At 44.5% G+C, this 19196-nt stretch carries 22 protein-coding genes; 15 read left to right on the forward strand and 7 right to left on the reverse strand.

The window, feature by feature from the left end:
• Window positions 1-192 precede the first annotated feature (192 nt).
• Window positions 193-963, reverse strand: coding sequence for a tRNA pseudouridine(65) synthase TruC (gene truC, locus R7Z77_RS16880; RefSeq protein WP_213967769.1), 771 nt, complete (start codon window positions 961-963; stop codon window positions 193-195).
• A 4-nt stretch (window positions 964-967) separates the two neighbouring features.
• Window positions 968-1282, reverse strand: a complete 315-nt coding sequence (locus R7Z77_RS16885) for a YqcC family protein (RefSeq protein ID WP_005385342.1) — start codon at window positions 1280-1282, stop codon at window positions 968-970.
• Between the two features lie 76 nt (window positions 1283-1358).
• Here R7Z77_RS16885 and R7Z77_RS16890 point away from each other — a divergent pair, with 76 nt between their 5' ends.
• Together R7Z77_RS16890 and R7Z77_RS16895 are read left to right on the forward strand one after the other, a co-directional pair.
• Complete coding sequence (locus tag R7Z77_RS16890; RefSeq protein WP_213967768.1) at window positions 1359-2396, forward strand: DUF3549 family protein; 1038 nt, start codon at window positions 1359-1361, stop codon at window positions 2394-2396.
• A 13-nt stretch (window positions 2397-2409) separates the two neighbouring features.
• A complete protein-coding gene (locus R7Z77_RS16895; RefSeq protein ID WP_005380315.1) occupies window positions 2410-2709 on the forward strand; it encodes a DUF3301 domain-containing protein in 300 nt (99 codons plus the stop codon).
• Here the strand turns inward: R7Z77_RS16895 and R7Z77_RS16900 are convergent.
• The gene (locus tag R7Z77_RS16900) at window positions 2669-3154 is read right to left on the reverse strand and encodes a GNAT family N-acetyltransferase (RefSeq protein ID WP_005385338.1); all 486 of its coding nucleotides are present in this window, start codon (window positions 3152-3154) and stop codon (window positions 2669-2671) included. The two genes, R7Z77_RS16895 and R7Z77_RS16900, sit on opposite strands and share 41 nt — an antisense overlap.
• A gap of 932 nt (window positions 3155-4086) precedes the next feature.
• On the opposite strand from R7Z77_RS16900, the gene R7Z77_RS16905 reads away from it, so the two are divergent.
• From R7Z77_RS16905 to R7Z77_RS16940, 8 genes are all read left to right on the forward strand, one after another.
• Window positions 4087-4380, forward strand: coding sequence for a hypothetical protein (locus tag R7Z77_RS16905; protein WP_213967767.1), 294 nt, complete (start codon window positions 4087-4089; stop codon window positions 4378-4380).
• On the forward strand, window positions 4377-4826 hold the full coding sequence (locus R7Z77_RS16910) for a YaiI/YqxD family protein (protein ID WP_005380310.1): 450 nt from the start codon (window positions 4377-4379) through the stop codon (window positions 4824-4826). Before R7Z77_RS16905 ends, R7Z77_RS16910 begins: the two co-directional genes overlap by 4 nt.
• Before the next feature lie 194 nt (window positions 4827-5020).
• Window positions 5021-6010, forward strand: coding sequence for a ketoacyl-ACP synthase III (locus R7Z77_RS16915; RefSeq protein WP_017636033.1), 990 nt, complete (start codon window positions 5021-5023; stop codon window positions 6008-6010).
• Window positions 6007-6993: an NAD-dependent epimerase/dehydratase family protein gene (locus R7Z77_RS16920; RefSeq protein WP_017636032.1), complete on the forward strand. Its 987-nt coding sequence runs from the start codon at window positions 6007-6009 to the stop codon at window positions 6991-6993. The genes R7Z77_RS16915 and R7Z77_RS16920 overlap by 4 nt, the downstream gene beginning before the upstream one ends.
• A complete protein-coding gene (locus R7Z77_RS16925; RefSeq protein WP_017636031.1) occupies window positions 6962-7825 on the forward strand; it encodes an MBL fold metallo-hydrolase in 864 nt (287 codons plus the stop codon). Before R7Z77_RS16920 ends, R7Z77_RS16925 begins: the two co-directional genes overlap by 32 nt.
• Window positions 7813-9081 (forward strand): F390 synthetase-related protein, encoded by a 1269-nt coding sequence (locus R7Z77_RS16930; protein WP_213967766.1) that lies wholly within the window; start codon window positions 7813-7815, stop codon window positions 9079-9081. Before R7Z77_RS16925 ends, R7Z77_RS16930 begins: the two co-directional genes overlap by 13 nt.
• Entirely contained in the window at window positions 9069-10181 is a 1113-nt protein-coding gene (locus R7Z77_RS16935; protein ID WP_017636029.1) for an ATP-grasp domain-containing protein, read from the forward strand. Before R7Z77_RS16930 ends, R7Z77_RS16935 begins: the two co-directional genes overlap by 13 nt.
• Window positions 10178-11251, forward strand: a complete 1074-nt coding sequence (locus tag R7Z77_RS16940) for a hypothetical protein (RefSeq protein ID WP_149191561.1) — start codon at window positions 10178-10180, stop codon at window positions 11249-11251. The genes R7Z77_RS16935 and R7Z77_RS16940 overlap by 4 nt, the downstream gene beginning before the upstream one ends.
• A gap of 104 nt (window positions 11252-11355) precedes the next feature.
• On the opposite strand, the gene R7Z77_RS16945 is transcribed toward R7Z77_RS16940, so the two are convergent.
• From R7Z77_RS16945 to R7Z77_RS16955, 3 genes are all read right to left on the reverse strand, one after another.
• Window positions 11356-12942 carry an AbgT family transporter gene (locus R7Z77_RS16945; RefSeq protein ID WP_005380301.1) on the reverse strand — a complete coding sequence of 529 codons (1587 nt, stop codon included), beginning with the start codon at window positions 12940-12942 and terminating at the stop codon, window positions 11356-11358.
• A gap of 229 nt (window positions 12943-13171) precedes the next feature.
• Window positions 13172-13297 (reverse strand): type B 50S ribosomal protein L36, encoded by a 126-nt coding sequence (ykgO, locus tag R7Z77_RS16950; RefSeq protein WP_005380299.1) that lies wholly within the window; start codon window positions 13295-13297, stop codon window positions 13172-13174.
• A 3-nt stretch (window positions 13298-13300) separates the two neighbouring features.
• Window positions 13301-13561, reverse strand: a complete 261-nt coding sequence (locus R7Z77_RS16955) for a type B 50S ribosomal protein L31 (RefSeq protein ID WP_005380295.1) — start codon at window positions 13559-13561, stop codon at window positions 13301-13303.
• Between the two features lie 123 nt (window positions 13562-13684).
• Between R7Z77_RS16955 and tsaA the strand changes: the two genes are divergently transcribed.
• The 5 genes from tsaA (at window position 13685) to R7Z77_RS16980 (ending at window position 17562) form a co-directional block, all read left to right on the forward strand.
• The gene (tsaA, locus tag R7Z77_RS16960; protein WP_064354297.1) at window positions 13685-14380 is read left to right on the forward strand and encodes a tRNA (N6-threonylcarbamoyladenosine(37)-N6)-methyltransferase TrmO; all 696 of its coding nucleotides are present in this window, start codon (window positions 13685-13687) and stop codon (window positions 14378-14380) included.
• Window positions 14381-14491: 111 nt separating this feature from the next.
• Window positions 14492-16207, forward strand: coding sequence for a proline--tRNA ligase (locus tag R7Z77_RS16965; RefSeq protein ID WP_064354243.1), 1716 nt, complete (start codon window positions 14492-14494; stop codon window positions 16205-16207).
• A gap of 177 nt (window positions 16208-16384) precedes the next feature.
• A complete protein-coding gene (locus tag R7Z77_RS16970) occupies window positions 16385-17053 on the forward strand; it encodes a tellurite resistance TerB family protein (RefSeq protein ID WP_005380291.1) in 669 nt (222 codons plus the stop codon).
• Between the two features lie 111 nt (window positions 17054-17164).
• A complete protein-coding gene (locus R7Z77_RS16975; RefSeq protein WP_005391765.1) occupies window positions 17165-17371 on the forward strand; it encodes a YaeP family protein in 207 nt (68 codons plus the stop codon).
• Window positions 17371-17562, forward strand: coding sequence for a DUF4250 domain-containing protein (locus R7Z77_RS16980; RefSeq protein WP_005380289.1), 192 nt, complete (start codon window positions 17371-17373; stop codon window positions 17560-17562). The genes R7Z77_RS16975 and R7Z77_RS16980 overlap by 1 nt, the downstream gene beginning before the upstream one ends.
• A gap of 104 nt (window positions 17563-17666) precedes the next feature.
• Here R7Z77_RS16980 and R7Z77_RS16985 read toward each other — a convergent pair whose 3' ends face one another.
• Window positions 17667-19031 (reverse strand): sodium-dependent transporter, encoded by a 1365-nt coding sequence (locus tag R7Z77_RS16985; RefSeq protein ID WP_005391763.1) that lies wholly within the window; start codon window positions 19029-19031, stop codon window positions 17667-17669.
• Window positions 19032-19196 lie beyond the last annotated feature (165 nt).

Here is a 19196-nt window from a genome sequence, read left to right on the forward strand (position 1 = left end):
CTACAGTGAGTTTAAAAGCGAGGGAGTAATCGCGCTGAGTTCTTTTAGTTGTTGATTTCATAACACTCTCCAATTTTTTTGGGGGAAAGTGTCAACCTTATTTAGGACGGCACAAAATTTTAAAAAAGGGTTAGCATTGATGCTAACCCTTTTTATTTGTACCCAATCATTATCTAGATCTAACTGCACCGATTATCTGTTAATCATCGATTCATCCCACTCAAATCGAGTGAACAATTGCTGCCAAGTTTCATCAAGATTGGCCGTCATGACAATCTCTTGATCGGTAAATGGATGGACGAACCGTAACTCTGAAGCATGCAGTAGCAGACGATGAGATTCAAACTCTGTGCGATACAGCTTGTTGTGCTTTCCATCCCCGTGCGTTGTATCACCCACGATCGGATGGCGTAGATGTGCCATATGACGACGAAGTTGGTGCTTACGCCCCGTTTTAGGTTTCATCTCAACTAAGCAATAACGCGTTGTAGGAAATTTACCCGTCGAATAGGGAACCTCCACTTTAGCCAACGGCTTATATTCCGTCACCGCTTCTTGCGCCTCTTTTTCTTGTGAAGCGAACTTATCCGCAATCTTGTCTAACTCGACTTTGAGCGCGTAATCCAAAACGCCCTCTTCCTCAATCCAACCGCGTACTATTGCGTGGTATGTCTTTTCCATTTTATGTTCAGCAAACATCGGCATGACTTGTGATGCGACTTCACTCGACAACGCAAACACGAGCACACCAGATGTTGGACGATCCAGACGATGTAATGGGAACACATGCTGACCAATTTGGTCGCGCAAAGTTTGCATGACAAACTGAGTTTCGTGTTTATCTAACCAACTGCGATGCACTAACATGCCTGCAGGCTTGTTGACCGCTACAAAATATTCATCCTGATAAACGATCTCCAGCTCAACTGGTTCTGAAGATCGCGCTATTTTTTGTTCTAGCATTAGTTTACTTACACAGTTCGTCAATGGTTCGGATTGTAACAAGCAGCTCTGCGAACTGCGGTTCCTGCTTCCACGCTTCAGAAAAATAGGGCTCGAGAGAAAACCCTCTTGGCAGTGGTTGATTGTTTTCCACTAGTGCGTGCATTCTGGCTATAAAAATCCACTGCAACCACTCATGAGGATGCAACGTATCAATCGCAAATGGCTCCGCACTTTGTAAGGCTTGCTCTGAAGGCATAGTATATTGCCATAAGTTATGCTCTCTAAGCTGCGCTTCAAGTTGGTGAAGTAAGTCGACCAATTGAGTATTTGTTACCATTAATTCTATCTCGAACCTTGAATTAGCCGAGAATGATACCATTTCTTGTGAAAAGAACGTTAGGACGTCGTATTTAATGGAAAACATTCAAACCCTCACTCAACTGTTGAACAACAGCCGCTGTGATTATCAAATCTTCGATCTTGGTCGTCGTATCAAAACCATCGCTAAGAAAGAGTTTGCCGATGTAGAAAAAGGTCAAGCACCGTACCCATTCCCAATGCAGCGTAAAGCACACCTTGCCATCGCTTATTGGAATGAACAAAAGCAACCTTGGATTTGGTTTCTAAAGTTTGAATTGGACGAGCGCGGTTTGTTAAAGCAAGCGGATATCGGCAATTTCATTAAATACGTAGTGGAGGCTATGGGAACACGCCTCAATGATGATATCACTGAAGAGCAACAGCAAAAGCTGTCTAACAACCCATACACTTTCAAACCTTCCGAAGATAAAATGGCCGTGTTTCATAGCCAGGTCCGCGCAAACCTCAATCTTCCTACCAGCCAATATTACGAGCATACCCAGCATTACTTCTCTGGAGGTTTAGGCTGGGATAATTGGCAAACTGTAGGTCTGCAAGGTATCACAGACATAGCCGCTCGCCTGGACAAAGAGCAAAACGGAGTAATGATACGCAAAGCGTTGAACCACCTACCAAATGAGCCACTTTATGCCCTATTAGGTGCGCTTGAGCATGTAGAGCTACAAGAGCGTTTAGCAGAACGTATCGCAGAAAAGGCACAGCAAGAAATCGCAAGTAGCGAACCTGATCTCTTCCTACTTTCAGCACTTATCCGAGCCCTTGCTGGTGCACCAACAGAAGTCGCCTCTCCAGTATTAGATGCGATATTGCATAGCCCTCGTTTAAGCCATCAGGAGGTATTGATTGGTGTGGCGGGCCGCGCTTGGCACTTACTCGCCAATGAAAAGGTAGCGGAACAGTTTTTGCTGCGTTTAGCTCAAACCGGTAATCAAGCCCTATTTAATCAGTTATTTGCCGATTTAGTGATGCTGCCAGAGTTAAGAATGGTGTTATTGCCTTTGCTGCATTCAAACCCATCAGAGGAACTAGCAAATGCGCTAGTAAGCTTACAACAAGCAACAAAAAGCTAAGAAAGGTTCAGGAATGATTGGTGATCTTTTAGCAATTTTAGGGCTCTGCTTTTTCTGTTACCTGTTTTGGCAACAGCGTCGCCAAGCCGAACTCGCAAAAGCGGCCATCACGCGTAAATGTGAGCAATTGGATCTCCAATTAATCAGCATCGCCTTTGGTGCCCATAAACTAAAAACGCCAGACGGAGTCTGGCGTTGGCATACGGTGTATCAATTTGAGTTTTCATCTCTTGGTGACGATTGCTACCAAGGAGAGTTAACCATGGTCGGTTTCAGGCCGCAGAACTTTCACCTACCACCGCATCGCTTGTAAATTCCATTTCAAAGTAAGGACCATATATATCCTTACTTTCTTTTGTTTTAACAAATCCCAGCTTTTTCAGTACCGCCATAGAAGCTTGATGATTGCTATTCACGTTAGCTTTCACCTTATTCAAGCCCAACTCACGGCACGCTTTGGGGAAAAATGCTTTTAGTGCTTCTGTTGCTAACCCTTTACCCCAATATGATTTATCAAAAATAAACCCTAATTCAGGTTCGGAATCGAGATTAGCAATAAACACGTGCCCCATATAGTCACGACTGGTGCTCTCTAGCACTGCCATACTATAAATGTTCTCATCATCCAGTATTTTCTCAAACATCTGTTTGGCAGACGCAACTGTATACGGACCATTCAATTCAGCACGGTTTTTCGCACAGCAATTCAGCATGACGAATTCTAGTTGCAACGACTCATTGTAGGGTAGAAGAAGCATTCTTCTGGTTACTATGGCCACATCTGTTCCTTGATTACAACAAACTTAATCTATCCGCAGATCACAAACTCGATGAGCTGAACATGCTCAATGATTGCGGGCATAACACCTTGTAGAGAAGCCGAAAGTTAAACCAACAGGTTGGAAAGGATATTGATCTGAGTTGTTTTTTATTAAGTGTTATTAGGAATTTATATATTTTGTGATATTGATATCCCCAAATAACATCGAGATGCTTAATTCAATGAGAACACTGGATATCGTTTTTATATAAGAAAGACCCCGACACATAAGTATCGGGGTCATGGTCTTACTCGCAGCAGTCCGGCTACTAAAAGTGCTCCATGCATCATCCATAATAGTGGCTGATTCCGTCAGCTTATTCCTTACGTCGCCGTCCTAGCGGTGTCCTTATCATCCTGACTGCTAACATTCCTCGTTAGCACACGTCACTTGTTCCTTGAGCGGTGTCCCTTGCATCTTCCTGATGCTGTCCATAACCTCAATCCTAGAGGGGTCCATTGTCTATCCTTAGTCATCAACATCCTATTGATGATCGTATCCTTACAATGTCCTACGCTCCATGCTTGATTAATCATCCTGACCAACCAAATCGTCTTCCTGACGATAACCAAATCCTTGGTGCTTTCCTGTTCCATGTCTGCTTCCTGCTGACAACTCTCAATTTACGCCTTTTCCAAAAATAGACAATCTATCCAAGATAAATATTTGGCTCTCACATTGGTTAACAAGTTGCTAAATCATTATTTATCAGAAACTTAAGCTCTTCAGCTTCTCTTTTTCCGCTTACGAAATCGTTTTCTCTCACAACCTATGTAAGAGATCTCTCACACTACACTCTCCAAAATGCCATTCGCCAAATTAGCGCACTCAACGTATGATGATAGATATATCGTTGTTAAGGATTAAAAATGTTAACTCAAGACGTTACTAAAGAATTAGAAGCGGCAATGGAACAGTTGCAACAACAAGGAAAAGAGCCAACCGTAGCGTTAGTGAAAGCACGCTTGAAAACGCCAGTTCCAATGCCAGCATTAATCACCGCAATAAAAAGTTGGAAGAGTGCTCAACGCGTACCCAAGGTTGAAATCGCAGCACAACACCACACCGATAATGATCGTCTTGAAGCCCTAGAACGCGCCGTAACAATGCTAGCCATTCGTATTGAAGAGTTAGAAGCGAAACTCAGTGAGAAGTCATCATGAAGTTATGGGTAGATGCAGACGCGTGTCCGAAAGTTATTCGCGAAACCATTGTGCGTGCCGCCGAGCGTACGGGGATTGAATGTACGTTTGTCGCTAACCACGTTGTCCCTGTGCCGAAAAGAGACAACATCCACTCGCTACAAGTCCCTGCGGGATTTGACATCGCAGACAACGAAATCGTCAAGCGTGTGGAAGCCAACGATTTGGTGATCACGTCAGATATTCCGCTTGCAGATGAGGTTATCTCTAAAGGCGCTCAAGCCCTCAGTTCTCGTGGCGAGCTCTATACAAAAGACACCATCAAAGCTCGCCTAAATATCCGCGACTTTATGGAAACCATGCGTTCAAGCGGAATTCAGACAGGTGGGCCCGCCGCGCTTTCTCAAACCGATCGACGCGAATTTGCAAACCATTTGGATCGTATTTTGGCGAAATTTAAGAAGTAACCCTCACTCTATTCAAATTGAGCCAGCAAATAAAAGCCTGGCTCATTCCTGAAAATTCATTCTCAGCATTGCACCCAAAGCGTGCTCTTACTCCCATTTGTTTTGTTCTGTTTATTTTTCATCTTGCTCGCCATAGCTTCAATATGCAACGTGGTTTATTTTGAACGACGTTTTTAATAAGTGTATAGAGAATAATGGGCTTTAACATCGTTTCCAGTGGAAGCTACCTGCCAACGAATCAATGGTCTGATCGAGAGATGGATCGCTTCCTAAAATTAGCGCCAGGGACCTGCCGAAATAAATTCGACGTTGAATATCGTCATGTAGCCAATACAAAAGAGACCGCTATTTACATGGCAATGCAGGCAATAGAGCAGTGTTTAGGAAACACACATACCTTAAGCTCCGTTGATCTTCTTATCTACGCTAGCGGCACACACCACCAGTCTCTACCCTACGACGCCTCAGCGGTTCTCGCCGCGTTAGACGCTCCAACATGGCTAGAAAGCTTTGATTTGAACAGCACCTGTTTATCCTTTCTCTCTGCGCTTGATCTTGCTCAGAGTCTATTCTTAGCAAAACGGTACCGTCGGATTCTTATTGTCACCAGCGAACTCGCCACTGGCATCACACTGAATCGAAATTTTACGCTCAAACCAGAAGTTGCAACCTTATTCGCGGACGGTGCCGCCGCATTTTTGCTCGAAGAACACGACGATGATGGATTGCTCACCAGTCACTTTGAAACGCATCATACCGGGTATTCATTTTGTCAAATTAAGGGCGGAGGTAGTCATATCAATCCGCATACCTCCGAGCATCAAGCCTATTTAAAAAGTTGCCAGTTTGAGATGGAGGGCAAAGCACTCTTTAAACATGTGCGTAAAGCCTTACCAGCGTTTCTAAAAAAAGGGTTTGACGCCTCTCCGGTAACACTCGGCGATATTGATTATTTTCTTCCTCATCAAGCCAGCGCGCATGGATTAAAAAAACTGCCTTCACTCACCGGGCTACCAACAGAGAAAACCGTTAATCACTTTTCGACTTTGGGAAACCAAGTCGCCGCCTCACTCCCAATTAACTTACACTGGCTGCGTAATCAGCCAGAAACCGCAGGAAAACATGTGTTATTAGCTGGCACCGCCGCAGGGTTGTCGCTAGGGATGGGAGTGCTAAAACTATGAAGATATTGGTCACTGGTGGCAGCGGGATGTTGGGTAGCGCAATTCTGAGAATGTTTCACCAGCAGCATGAACTGCATTTTATAGCACGAAATACAGTCATCGCTAAACAACTCGCCGAGCAATTCGATGTTATCCCACATATAGTCGATTTAAGAGACCACTCAGCAGTTCATGCGGTATGCCAAGGTATGGATGCAATCATCCATTGTGCCGCTCTCTCAAGCCCATGGGGAAAGTGGCAGGCGTTTTATCAAGCCAATGTAGATGCCACCAAAAACCTCGTCAATGCGGCTAATACCTATCAAATCTCGCGTTTTATCCATATTTCCTCCACCAGCGTCTACTTTGACCATCAAGACCGTTGGAATATTCGAGAAACCGACGCCATAGCTTCATACTGGTGTAATGATTACGCACACACAAAATACCTATCGGAAATTGAAGCCGTAAAAGGCCAAAGCAAAGCGATCATTTTAAGACCGCGTGGCATTTTTGGACCCAATGATCGCGCTATTATCCCAAGAGTGCTTAAGGCGATAAAAAACAACACTCTGCTTCTGCCATCGGGTAGAAATCCTGTGGTTGATCTGACTTATGTCGATAACGTTGCCCATGCAGCGATGCTCGCTTGCACTCAGGCAGACCGACTTCAGCATGGTGATGTGTTCAACATTTCCAACAACGAACCAATGCCAATTGAGACTGTTCTGCAAGCTTTATGTGAGGGGTTAAACCTAAAAGTAACGTTACAATCATTACCATATGGCGTTGTATCACCATTATTAAAGCTCAGTGAGCAAATACGAAGGCACTTACCACATCAGCCAGAACCAAGGCTCACCTCATACAGCGCAGGATTGTTTAACTATCATCAAACTCTGGATATCAGCAAGGCGAAACAAACACTGAATTACCAACCGCTTTTTTCAATTCAAGAAGGAATACAGCAGTATGCAAACTGGTCTAAAAATAAAAATCTTTGAGGTTGGACACTGCGTACACCCAGGCTTTGTTGTCAAACCAGGTTCTGGTATCAAGCCTAGAGCATTTCCGGCAGCCGTTGCGTTAATTCAGCACCCAACACAAGGCAACATCCTGTTTGACACGGGATATCACGAGCATTTTTTTAGCGCGACTCGTCCCTTCCCTGAACGTTTTTATGCTTGGACAACACCTTGTCGCTATAACAAAGAACACGGAATTGTTGCGCAGTTAGCAAAAGAAAGTCTCAAACCTCATGATATTGAACACTTAGTACTCTCCCACTTCCATGCTGATCACATTGCTGCCGTGTCTGAGTTTTCCCACTCTCAATTGCATTGCCAACAAAAAGGGGTGGATGCAATTACTAAGAGTGGTCGAATTGGAGGCGTAAGAAAAGGATACCTAAAAGCTCTACTTCCTCCACAACTTGAATCTAACTTATTCATTCATAGTGACTTTTCCGTACCAATCAGCCAAATTATTCCTCAGTGCCAAGGTGTTAATTTGCTCTGTAAAGACATGTTCGACGACGGATTCATTTATATGGTTAGCTTGCCAGGCCATGCTGCGGGTCAAGTGGGCTTGCTAGTTAAAAGAGACCAAAGTTGGCTGTTCTTACTCGCCGATGCATGCTGGTTAATCGAGAGCTTGAGTGAAAATATCGATCAACATTGGCTGGCGAACATGCTTTGCGATGATACAAAAGCCTATAAAAACACCCTCTCCGAGTTGAGAAGTTGCTACCAACAAACCCACCACTTTGTTCGCTTCGTGCCTTCACATTGTCAGGAAACTATCCAGCAGCTAATCAAAGAAGGATGGATGAAGTGAGAACGCTTATCTCAGAATTCTGGCGAACCCGCTACCGCCCCTTCGGCTCAAGGGAACAAGTCGAAACATGGCAGCAACAACACTTAACGCAACACTTGGATTGGGTATGCCGTCATTCACCGTATTACCGCTCACTTCAAGGTGCACCACTCAGTGATTTCCCTATCATGAATAAGCAAACCATGATGGAGAACCTTTCAGAGTTGAATACGAAAGGCTTAGATGCTGAACAGCTAATGCAACAAGCACTCGAAGCAGAACAGTCACGCAACTTCGCCGCTTCGAAAGTTGGCGATGTTACTGTTGGGCTTTCTTCGGGCACATCAGGCATACGCGGGTTGTTTCTTGCTGACAAACAGGAAACGCAACTGTGGGCTGGCAATATATTGGCTCGCCTGTTGCCCAACCTATGGCAAAAGCACCGAATTGCGCTAGCCTTGCGCGCCAACAGCCCACTGTATAAATCCGTCGCGAAAGGCCCTGTCACATTCTTTTATGCGGATTTAACTAAACCTTACCAAGAATGGATAAAAGAGCTAGATGAGTTCCAACCCACGCTTTTAGTTGGTAGTGCGCAAGCTCTTCAGCTCTGCGCCCAGTTCAGCGGTCAATTTGGTCAACCCGAAATTCAACCACAGCGGATCATTTCTGGTGCAGAAGTCCTAACTGAGAGTGACCGTCACTTTATTTCTCAACGGTTCGACAGCGAACTCCATGAAGTCTATCAATGTACCGAAGGTTTTCTTGCATGTACTGATCAGCATGGACAAATGCGCTGGAATCAGGATGTTATTTACATCGAAAAACATTGGCTGAATACCGAACGTACTCATTACAGCCCAATTATCACCGATTTTCGTCGTAAAACTCAGCCCATTATTCGTTATCAGCTCGACGATATTATTGAGAATAAACAGGATAATGGCGTATTTGAACCTCTTGGCGCGATTGCCGGACGATGTGGTGATCGCCTCACGCTAAACGCAAACCACGTCCCAGTTACGGTGTTACCAGATCTCATCTACCGCGCTATAACACTATCTGCCAAAGGTCGCGTGGATTACCGAATCACCCAAACAGGGTCACAAGCCATTCAAATTGAAGCGGATGTTCACCACCATCGGGTTATACACCAAGCCTTGATAAAGTTGTTTGACCAATTGCGGCTTGATCCTGTCAGATTTAGTTACCGCCCTGCGCCTATTTGGACGCCAATGAATAAACAACGACGTGTGGTGAACATATGCGGGTCTTAATCACCGGAGCCCGAGCACCAGTTGCACTAGAGTGGGCAACCATGTGTATGCATCATGGGCATGAAGTAATTCTCACCGATTCGCTAAAAAAGCCTCTGGGATCGTTTTTGCGAGGTATCGAGTCTTATATACCCACCGCTTCACCTCGATTTGCGTTTCCCACCTATCAACAGCAGATCCTAAAAATCATTACTCAGATGCGTATTGATATAGTGATACCCACTTGTGAAGAAGTTTATTACTTGGCTCATGTTGCCAAACAATGCCCAGAAGTAGATTTTTTTCTGCCCAATGTGGGACTACTCAATGCCCTGCACAACAAGTTGACCGTCTTTGAACAGCTTCAGGGTTTGCCAGAAATCACACTTCCAAAAACTCGTTTGGTCGCTGATAAAAGTGAGATTGAAATTAATAAGAGGACCGTTCTAAAGCCCGTTTACTCTCGGTTTGGCGGGCAAGTCATAAGAGATGTGACGACTCAGTCTATTTCTGCCGCCACGATATCGCCCCTTTTCCCTTGGGTTCAGCAACAAAAAATCCAAGGGACTCCGGTGTGTAACTATGCCATTTTTGAACATGGTGAACTTAAAGCACACCAAGCTTATGTACCGAAATACTGTGTAAACAGCTCGGCCGCCAGTGCTTTTCAGCCGATCTCGTGCGAACGACTAGATAGATTTATCGCAACTTTTGGTAAACGTCATACTTATCATGGGCAAGTGTCGTTTGACTTCATCAAATCACAAGATGAACTCTACGTGATTGAATGTAACCCAAGAGCCACCAGTGGTTTGCACCTACTCTCGTCTAGATGCAGTCAACTGCTCCCTAATATGGCATTTACTGCCCCTTCCAAACAGCGACTGCATCATTTAGGGCCAATAACACTCATCGCTGAAGGAGGGTTATCCCTGTTCAAGGCTCGAACTTGGCAAGATTGGTGGTCTGGAGTGAATGTAATGCAACAGCATAACTTGCCGGTAGGGAGCCAAATCCGGAGTGTGTTTGAATTACTCCGGTTAGCTAGGCAGAACAAGACGAAGTGGAGCAACGCTTCTACCGTTGATATTGAGTGGAATGGAGAGGCATTGAACTCATGACACTTTCCTCTCAAGAATGGCATAAAACCTTTATCACTCTTATGCAGTCGAATCCCATTGATGAATGCACAGCAAGCTTTGGTTGCTACTATATCGATGATGTTGCCATTCCCTACTCCGTAACACCAAAAATACCAAACAACTGTTATGCCGTGTCCCCTATGACACTACTTAGTGGCTACGCCGAAGAAGAGCTTCACAAAGTCAAAAATGTGGCTGTTCGATGGGTATGTAAGTTACTTATTAATATGACTAAACCAATCTTATCATTGGCTGGATTGGATCAAGTCCAAACGCTCAACAATCAGTGCTTGTCCACCAATATGTATAGCGAACAATGGGCAGCCTTAAATCTCGATGAACTGCGTCGCGTCGCACTCGATCAATACCCCACCTTTCCCTTGGTGCTTCGATCCCTCAACCAGCGTCAGCATTCACACTTAATTCAGCGATTGAAGCAGCCAAAATGGCAAAGCTTGGTAACACGACAAGTGTATTTACTTGATGATTGGCAAGCGTTCAGCTTCAACCGAGATTTAACGAAAGACTTCAAACTGCTTAATGATAAAGATTGGCAGTTTAGGCCACTGACCACTGATGAAGAGTTTCAGCGTGCCAAAGAGTTATATGACATGCTTTACCTTGATAAATACAGTCTCAATAACATCCAGTTTTCAAGCCAATATTTAAAACAGGCGAGCCAGAACAAATTAGTACATTTAGTGGGACTGTTTTATCAAGAAGAGATGCTGGCTACGTTAGGCATTGTAGAAATTGATAATGATATGACTTGCCCAATTTTTGGCTACGATACCAATAAGCCACAACGCCTCGCATTGTATCGTCGAATATCGGCCTATACCATCCGCCATGCAATGATATACCAGCGTCGCTTTAATATGAGCTCAGGCGCTCCGGCTTTTAAACGCAACAGAAAAGCCCGGCCAGAAATTGAATTTAGCTATGTGTATATTGCGCACTTACCTTGGTATAAACGCATAATTTGGAAAAGCTTATGCTGGCTCACTCAGCACTTTTATCGCCCTTTGTTGATGCGTTTTCAGCTATAAATCGACATCTATAATCAGGTAAGCGCGTACACAGTCTCAATCGACAAAAAAGCCTGCGACGTTCGCAGGCTTTTTATAATGGAGCTGTGTGAGGAAACCGTTTTCTACGGTGTGTAGTATGTTGCTGCGCCAGGGCCTACTGGTAAACCAAATACGAATACCCATAGGTAGAACAGCACACTCCAACCTACAATGAAGCAGATTGAGTAAGGTAGCATGGTCGCGATCAGCGTACCGATACCTAAGTTCTTCATGTAACGAGTCGCTACGGCAAGAATCAAACCAAAGTAGCTCATCATTGGAGTAATGATGTTTGTCGTCGAGTCACCAATTCGGTAAGCAGCCTGAATCGTTTCCGGTGCATAACCAACAAGCATCAACATAGGAACAAAAATCGGAGCCGTTACTGCCCACTGTGCCGATGCCGAACCAATCATTAGGTTGATAAAGCCACACATCAGGATGAAGGCAAAGAACAACATTGGACCAGTTAAGCCAATTTCTTGCAGGAAGCTAGCGCCAGCAACCGCGAATACCTGACCGAAGTTAGTCCATTTAAAGAAAGCAACGAACTGAGCCGCAAAGAAAACTAATACAATGTACATGCCCATAGAAGACATAGATTTCGCCATTGCATCAATTACATCGCGATCCGTCTTCATCGTGCCAACAACTTTACCAAACACAAAGCCTGGAATAGCAAAGAACACAAAGATGAATGCCACGATACTTTTCAGGAATGGTGAACCTGCAATTGTACCTGCATCAGAACGTAGAATGCCGTCTTCTGGAACAACCGTCCAAGCAAGCAGCGCTGAAACAACCAGTACAGCAACACCTGCTAGTTTTAGGCCTTTCTTCTCAATGTCTGTTAAGCCACCCATTTTGTCGTTCGACAAATCTTCTGAGGCTTCTTCTTCACTGTATTTGCCAAGCTTTGGCTCAACAATTTTTTCAGTAACAAACGCACCTGTGATTGCAATGAAGAATGTCGACACAAACATGAAGTACCAGTTAACTTCTGGACCAACAGTGTAAGTTGGGTCAATCATTTGCGCCGCCGTTTCAGTAATGCCTGACAACAGCGGGTCAACCGTACCAATAAGTAGGTTTGCTGAGTAACCACCAGATACACCAGCGAACGCCGCAGCAAGACCGGCAAGTGGGTGACGACCTAAAGAATGGAACAGCATTGCAGCCAGTGGAATAAGTACCACATAGCCAAGCTCTGATGCCGTATTTGAAATGATACCCGCGAAAACGACCGTCACTGTTACCATGCGTTGTGATGCACCCATGACTAAGCCACGCATTGCTGCAGATAGCAAGCCTGAGTATTCAGCAATAGCAACACCCAACATCGCAACCAATACCGTACCCAAAGGTGCAAAGCCGACAAAGTTTTTCACTAGATTGGTAACGATTAGTTCAAGGCCATCAGCGTTAAGCAAGCTAACGACATGAATCATGCCATCCGCGGCACGACCTTTTGCACCCTCAGGACGAGGATCAACTACGGAAACTTCGAAGTATCCTGCAATACCCGACATCACCAGAATGGCTAAACAGAAAATGGCAAATAGTGTGATCGGGTGGGGTAATAAGTTCCCCAAATATTCGACAGTATCCAAAAAGCGCGTAAACAGCGGCTTCTTAGGCGAGTTTTGTTTAATTGAATCAGATGAACTCATCTGTTCCCTCCTTGTTTTTATTCCTATGCAAATGTGACAAAAATGTCAAAAAGCGTGCGAAGGGTACTTGAGTAGAAGGTCAAATAAAAGCCCTAAATGTTACAAACTGTGACGAACGGAGGTATTTATAACCAACATTGAATAAAAATGTAGATATTTCATCCATGTAAGATAATTAACTCAACATTATCAATTAAACAAAACCATAAGTTAGATATATGCAGGTTGATTACTTTTGCACAGCTTTGAATCTCGGGTTCGTTTTACAAATGACATAAAGACGCCCTCTCCGTTTTACAATCTGGCAATCCGGATGACGACTTTTTGCACTTTTTAATGATTTTACTACCTTCATGATTTATTCCTTTTCGCTCTTAAATTGACCAAAACGACGGTTGAAGTTCGCAATGCGACCTTCGGTTTGTACAACGCGCTGTTTACCGGTGTAGTACGGGTGAGAAGCTGACGACACATCTAACGTAAAGTAAGGGTAAGTTTTGCCATCTTTCCATTCGATGGTTCTCTCCGTTTTCAACGTAGAACCAACGACAAAGTACTTATCTACACTGGTGTCGTGGAACACCACAGGACGATATTCAGGGTGGATTCCTGGTTTCATAATACTTTTCCTTTCAATTAAATTGTTATGTTATAACATTTTAATTAATAATCATTATCAAAAAGAAAAGCAAGAGAAATTTGTGATACTTTTCATCTCAATGAATTCTTAGAGATGTCCACCATGTATTCCATCGAACCCATCGGCGTCATTGAGACACCGTACAAAGAAAAGTTTGCAGTTCCGCGCCAACCACGCTTAGTACCAGAGGCTAAAGCACGCGTAAAACTGTTAGGTGCAGCAAATAGCCCTGAAGCAGTGCGTGGGCTAGAACAGTTCTCTCACGTTTGGTTGTTGTTTCTATTTGATCAGAATCTGGAAGCTGGTTGGAAACCAACTGTACGTCCGCCACGATTAGGCGGCAATGAACGAATTGGTGTCTTTGCCTCGCGCTCGACTTTCCGTCCAAACGGAATCGGAATGTCAGCCGTTGAAGTGAAAGGAGTCACTAAGCAAGGCGATCAAATCTATCTTGATTTAGGCAGTGTAGATCTCGTGGATGGGACACCGATTGTGGATATTAAGCCTTATATCCCCTATTCGGATTCTATTTCGGAAGCACAAGGCGGATACGCAGACCAAGAGCCAGAAAAGTCACAAGTCACCTTTTCTGCTCAAGCATTAGCAACGATAGAAAGTCGATCCGATACTGACTATGTAAGATCAGTCATTGAACAAGTTCTGGCACAAGATCCTCGCCCTGCATATAAGAAAAACAAACCGGACGACAAAGAATATGCGGTAAATTTGTTCGACTTGAACGTAAAGTTCACAGCAACAAGCAACTTAATAACGGTTACCGCTATTGAAAGCTTTTGACAAACGCAATTGGCTGATATTATAGACGGCTAACAAATTTCCCTTTCGGGAGCTCCCATACTCCTGCTTATTCAAGCTTGAGTATCTAACTTAAATAAACGGATAAATTTAATGCGTACCAGTAATTATCTTCTTTCTACTCTGAAGGAGACTCCAAACGACGCAGAAGTAGTGAGCCACCAGCTCATGCTACGTGCAGGTATGATCCGTAAGCTGGCTTCAGGTTTATACACCTGGCTACCTACTGGTCTACGTGTACTGCGTAAAGTCGAAAACATCGTTCGTCAAGAAATCGACAATGCAGGCGCAGTCGAAACTTTGATGCCCGTTGTTCAGCCGTTTGAACTATGGGAAGAGACAGGCCGCAGCGAAAAGATGGGCCCTGAGCTACTTCGCTTTACTGACCGTCATGTTCGTCCGTTTGTACTTAGCCCAACCGCTGAAGAAGTGATCACTAGCCTTGTTCGCAATGAAGTGAGCTCTTACAAACAGCTTCCGCTAAACCTGTACCAAATCCAAACTAAATTTCGTGACGAACGACGCCCACGTTTTGGCGTAATGCGTTCACGTGAATTCTCAATGATGGATGCGTACAGCTTTGACATTGATAAAGACGGACTACAAAAGTCATACGACGCAATGCATGATGCTTACTGTAAAGCATTCGATCGCATGGGTCTGGATTACCGTCCTGTACTTGCAGATAGCGGTGCTATCGGTGGTAGCGGCTCTCAAGAGTTCCACGTACTGGCTGAAAGCGGCGAAGATATCATCGCATTCTCTAGCGAGTCAGATTACGCGGCAAACATTGAAAAAGCAGAAGCACTAGCTCCAGCCTCTGAGGCTGCGGCACCAACACAAGAAATGACGTTGGTTGATACGCCAAACGCGAAAACAATCGCTGAATTGGTTGAGCAGTTCGAACTACCAATTGAAAAAACAGTGAAAACACTGTTTGTGAAAGCATCTGACGAAGTTGATACGCCAATCATCGCGCTTATTATTCGTGGTGATCATGAACTGAACGAAGTGAAAGCAGAAAACCTTCCTCAGGTTGCAGCTCCACTGGAAATGGCATCTGAAGAAGAAATTCGTGCGCTTATCGGTGCAGGCCCTGGTTCACTAGGCCCTGTTGGCCTTAAACTGCCGTTCATTGTTGACCGCAGCGTTGCGGTAATGAGCGACTTCGGTGCGGGCGCGAACATCGATGGCAAACACTACTTCGGTATTAACTGGGGTCGTGATGTAGAGCTTGGTCAAGTTGAAGACCTACGTAACGTTGTGGAAGGTGACCCAAGCCCATGTGGCAAGGGCATTATCCAGCTTAAGCGTGGTATCGAAGTTGGCCATATCTTCCAACTAGGTAACGCTTACTCCGCAGCGATGAACTGTGGTGTACTGGGTCCTGATGGTAAGAACGTCATCCTAGAAATGGGTTGTTACGGTATCGGTATCACTCGCGTAGTAGCGGCTGCTATTGAACAAAACCACGACAAATACGGCATCATCTGGCCAGATGCAATCGCACCATTCCAGGTAGCGATCGTTCCAATGAACATGCACAAGTCAGAAGAAGTGAAAGAAGCCGCTGAGAAATTGTACGCTGAGCTAACGGCAATGGGCATCGAAGTGCTATTTGATGACCGTAAAGAACGCCCAGGCGTAATGTTCTCTGACATGGAGCTTATTGGTGTACCGCATACCATTATTATCGGTGACCGCTCAATGAAAGAAGGCAACTTCGAATACAAGAACCGTGCTACTGGTGAGAAAACAGCAGTCGCAATGACTGACATTGTTGAGCACGTAAAAGCTCAACTAAAGTAAGTACTCGACGAGTTCGCATTTGAAGTAATTTCAAATAGTTAAAAAGGGTTGGCTTCGGTCAGCCCTTTTTATTACAGCTCAACGCCCCCCTCCACCTTTTTCGAACTATTCACTTTGTTAATCTTTGGTTCAGCTTCTTGCTATTAAACTGATTTCAACATCTAAAGGAGGTCAGTTATGGATTTAAAAAGTCTTCTAAACCAAGCACTCAAATCAGACTTACTTAAGCAAGGTGCAGATGCATTGGGCAAACAAACCAACAACATCAAATCCTCATCAAATTCAAGTAGCCTAAAAACGCTAGGAGCAGGTGCTGTAGGCGGAGGCCTCATCGGTATGCTGATGGGCTCAAAGAAAAGTAAAAAAATGACTAAAAAAATAGGGTCAAGCGCATTAAAAGTCGGTGGCGCAGCTGCGCTTGGAGCCTTGGCCTACAAAGTGTATAACGACTGGCAAGCCAAGCAATCCGGTCAAGGTGTTCAAGAAACCTTTGACCCCGATGACAGTAAACACAGTGTCTTAATTTTAAAAGCAATGATTGGAGCTGCAAAAGCTGATGGTCACGTTGATGAAGAGGAAATGGCGCGCATTGAACAAGCTCTCGCGGATATGGGCGCAGATGAGCACGTTCGTCACCTCGTTCAGCAAGAGTTAAACAAACCGCTTGATCCTGCTGAAATTGCTAATCAGGCGACCTCTCCTCAACAAGCGTCAGAAATTTACCTGGCGTCTTTGATCGTCGCTGATGAACAAAACTTTATGGAAAAAGCGTATCTGCAAGAACTAGCAAAACAACTTCAACTTTCACCAGAAGTCACCCAGCAGTTAGAAGCACAAATGCAGTGATTAAATCTCGCTCAAGCAAACCTTCAACTTGAGCCAAAACAACTCTGTACTTTGAGTTTCAAATCCGCTGTGTGTATATTGAGATAAGTTATCATTTAGTGGAAAGAAAACATGCAAGTATACGGCTGTTGTGAACTGGTTCGTGAGCTTTATGCTCAGATTGGTAGTGGCGATCAAGCTTATATTCCCCAAGCAATTTCATGTGCAGTTAAAGCACTGAACGATGTTGCAGCGGATGAGTCCCTGCCTAAAGAAGTGCGTGAAAAAGCGGCATTTGCTGCGGCAAACCTACTGATTTCAGATTTTGAGGATAAGTAATGAATCTAGCGAACTTTGAATCCATGGATCCTGTCATGCTGATGAGCATTGTGAATATGAAGCTACGCGACGACTTCGGTGGTGACTTAGATAAACTGGTGGCTTTCTTCGATATCGAACGCACAGCACTGGAGACAAAACTGGCTTCTGCTGGTTTTGACTTTCTTCCAGAAGCAGGACAATTCCGTTAATCAACACCATTCTTGGCGGATAACCGAAACGAGAATAACCAATATCAAAAAGGGCTTGATGAGTTACCATCAAGCCCTTTTCTTTTATTCGATAGGCGTCCCGGTTAGCCAAATGAAGCCCAGATGACTGTCGCCACAAGAATTGGACATACAAACTTCACATACGCAGGCCATAACTTACCAAACCAACCTTGCGTAAACTCCGGGCAACCTTGCTCAAGCTCTTTGATTTTTGAGTTGCGATTCCATACCCAACCACCAAATAAGCAGAATAAGAGCGCAGCGGTTGGTTGTAGATACTGAGTAGCAACCGTCGCGACCATACCAAACAGAGCGCCAAAGTTATAAACAATCACCACACTGAACAAGGCAATGAGACCACCTAAAACCCAGCTCGTTGCGCTGCGCTTAGTATTGAAGCGCTCACTCACTAAAGCCACTGGACACTCTAACATTGAAATGGAGGACGTTAGCGCCGCAATCGTCAGCAATAAGAAGAACACAATAGAGAACAATTGACCAAGCAAACCTAAGCTATCAAACATCAATGGCAATACGGTAAATACCAACGTATCAGAGCTTAATAGAGAGCCATCTTCTGCATAGATCTGAACGCCTTTTTGCATTGCCACAAACATCGCTGGCATCACCACTAATCCTGCAATGAAAGCAACGGCAGTATCTACCATGGTCACGTTCATCGCCATCTTTGGTAGGTTCTCTTTCTTACTCAAGTAAGAGCCATAAATCAGCATTGAACAGCCACCGATCGTAAGCGAGAAGAAGCCCTGCCCCATTGCAGCAAGAATCAACTTGCGGTCCCATACCTTTTCAAAATCCGGCACTAGGTAATGTTTCAGACCTTCCATCGCACCGTTTTGCGTCATGATGTAAGCAAATAGCAGAGCAAACAAAACAAACAATGCTGGCATCAAACGTGTGGACCACTTCTCAATACCTTGTTTTACGCCACCTTGTACGATGAGAATCGTCAGTACATAAAAAGTAATGGTTCCGAACAAGTTACGTTCAACACTAAAGCCCTTTAGCCATTGAGTTGCAGCTTCTAACCCCATTAGATCTGTGATTGCACCCAGTAAAAAGCAGATCAACCAACCACCAACAATTGAATAAAACGCTAAGACAGCGCTTGGTACGCTTAAACCAATCCAACCCACAATGCCGCCGAGCTTTTTACCGGCAGGGTTATCTGTGATTGCACGCATACTGTCTACAGGGTTGGCTTGACCATGGCGACCAATCGCCATTTCAACCACCAGCATCGGAAATGCGACGATAAGAATCATCACCAAATAAACTAACAGGAAAGCACCGCCACCATTACTGGCTGCTTGAGTTGGGAAGCCCCAAATATTGCCAAGGCCAACTGCGGCACCTGCGGCAGCTAAGATGAACCCGAGACGAGAGCCAAAATGCTCGCGAGGCTGAGAAGAGGTTTGCTGTGTCATACTACTCACACAAAAATATCATTGAACTAGCTAACTAGTACACTATAGCAATATTCACTATTCAACAAGAGCACCTCGGTTAAATCCTCGACAGTTGAAACAATTTGTAGTCATTCAGCTTGTAAATTTTAACGTACATCTCATATTCATCGCTCAAAAGCCTCG

This window comes from Vibrio sp. 1401 (assembly GCF_033340295.1).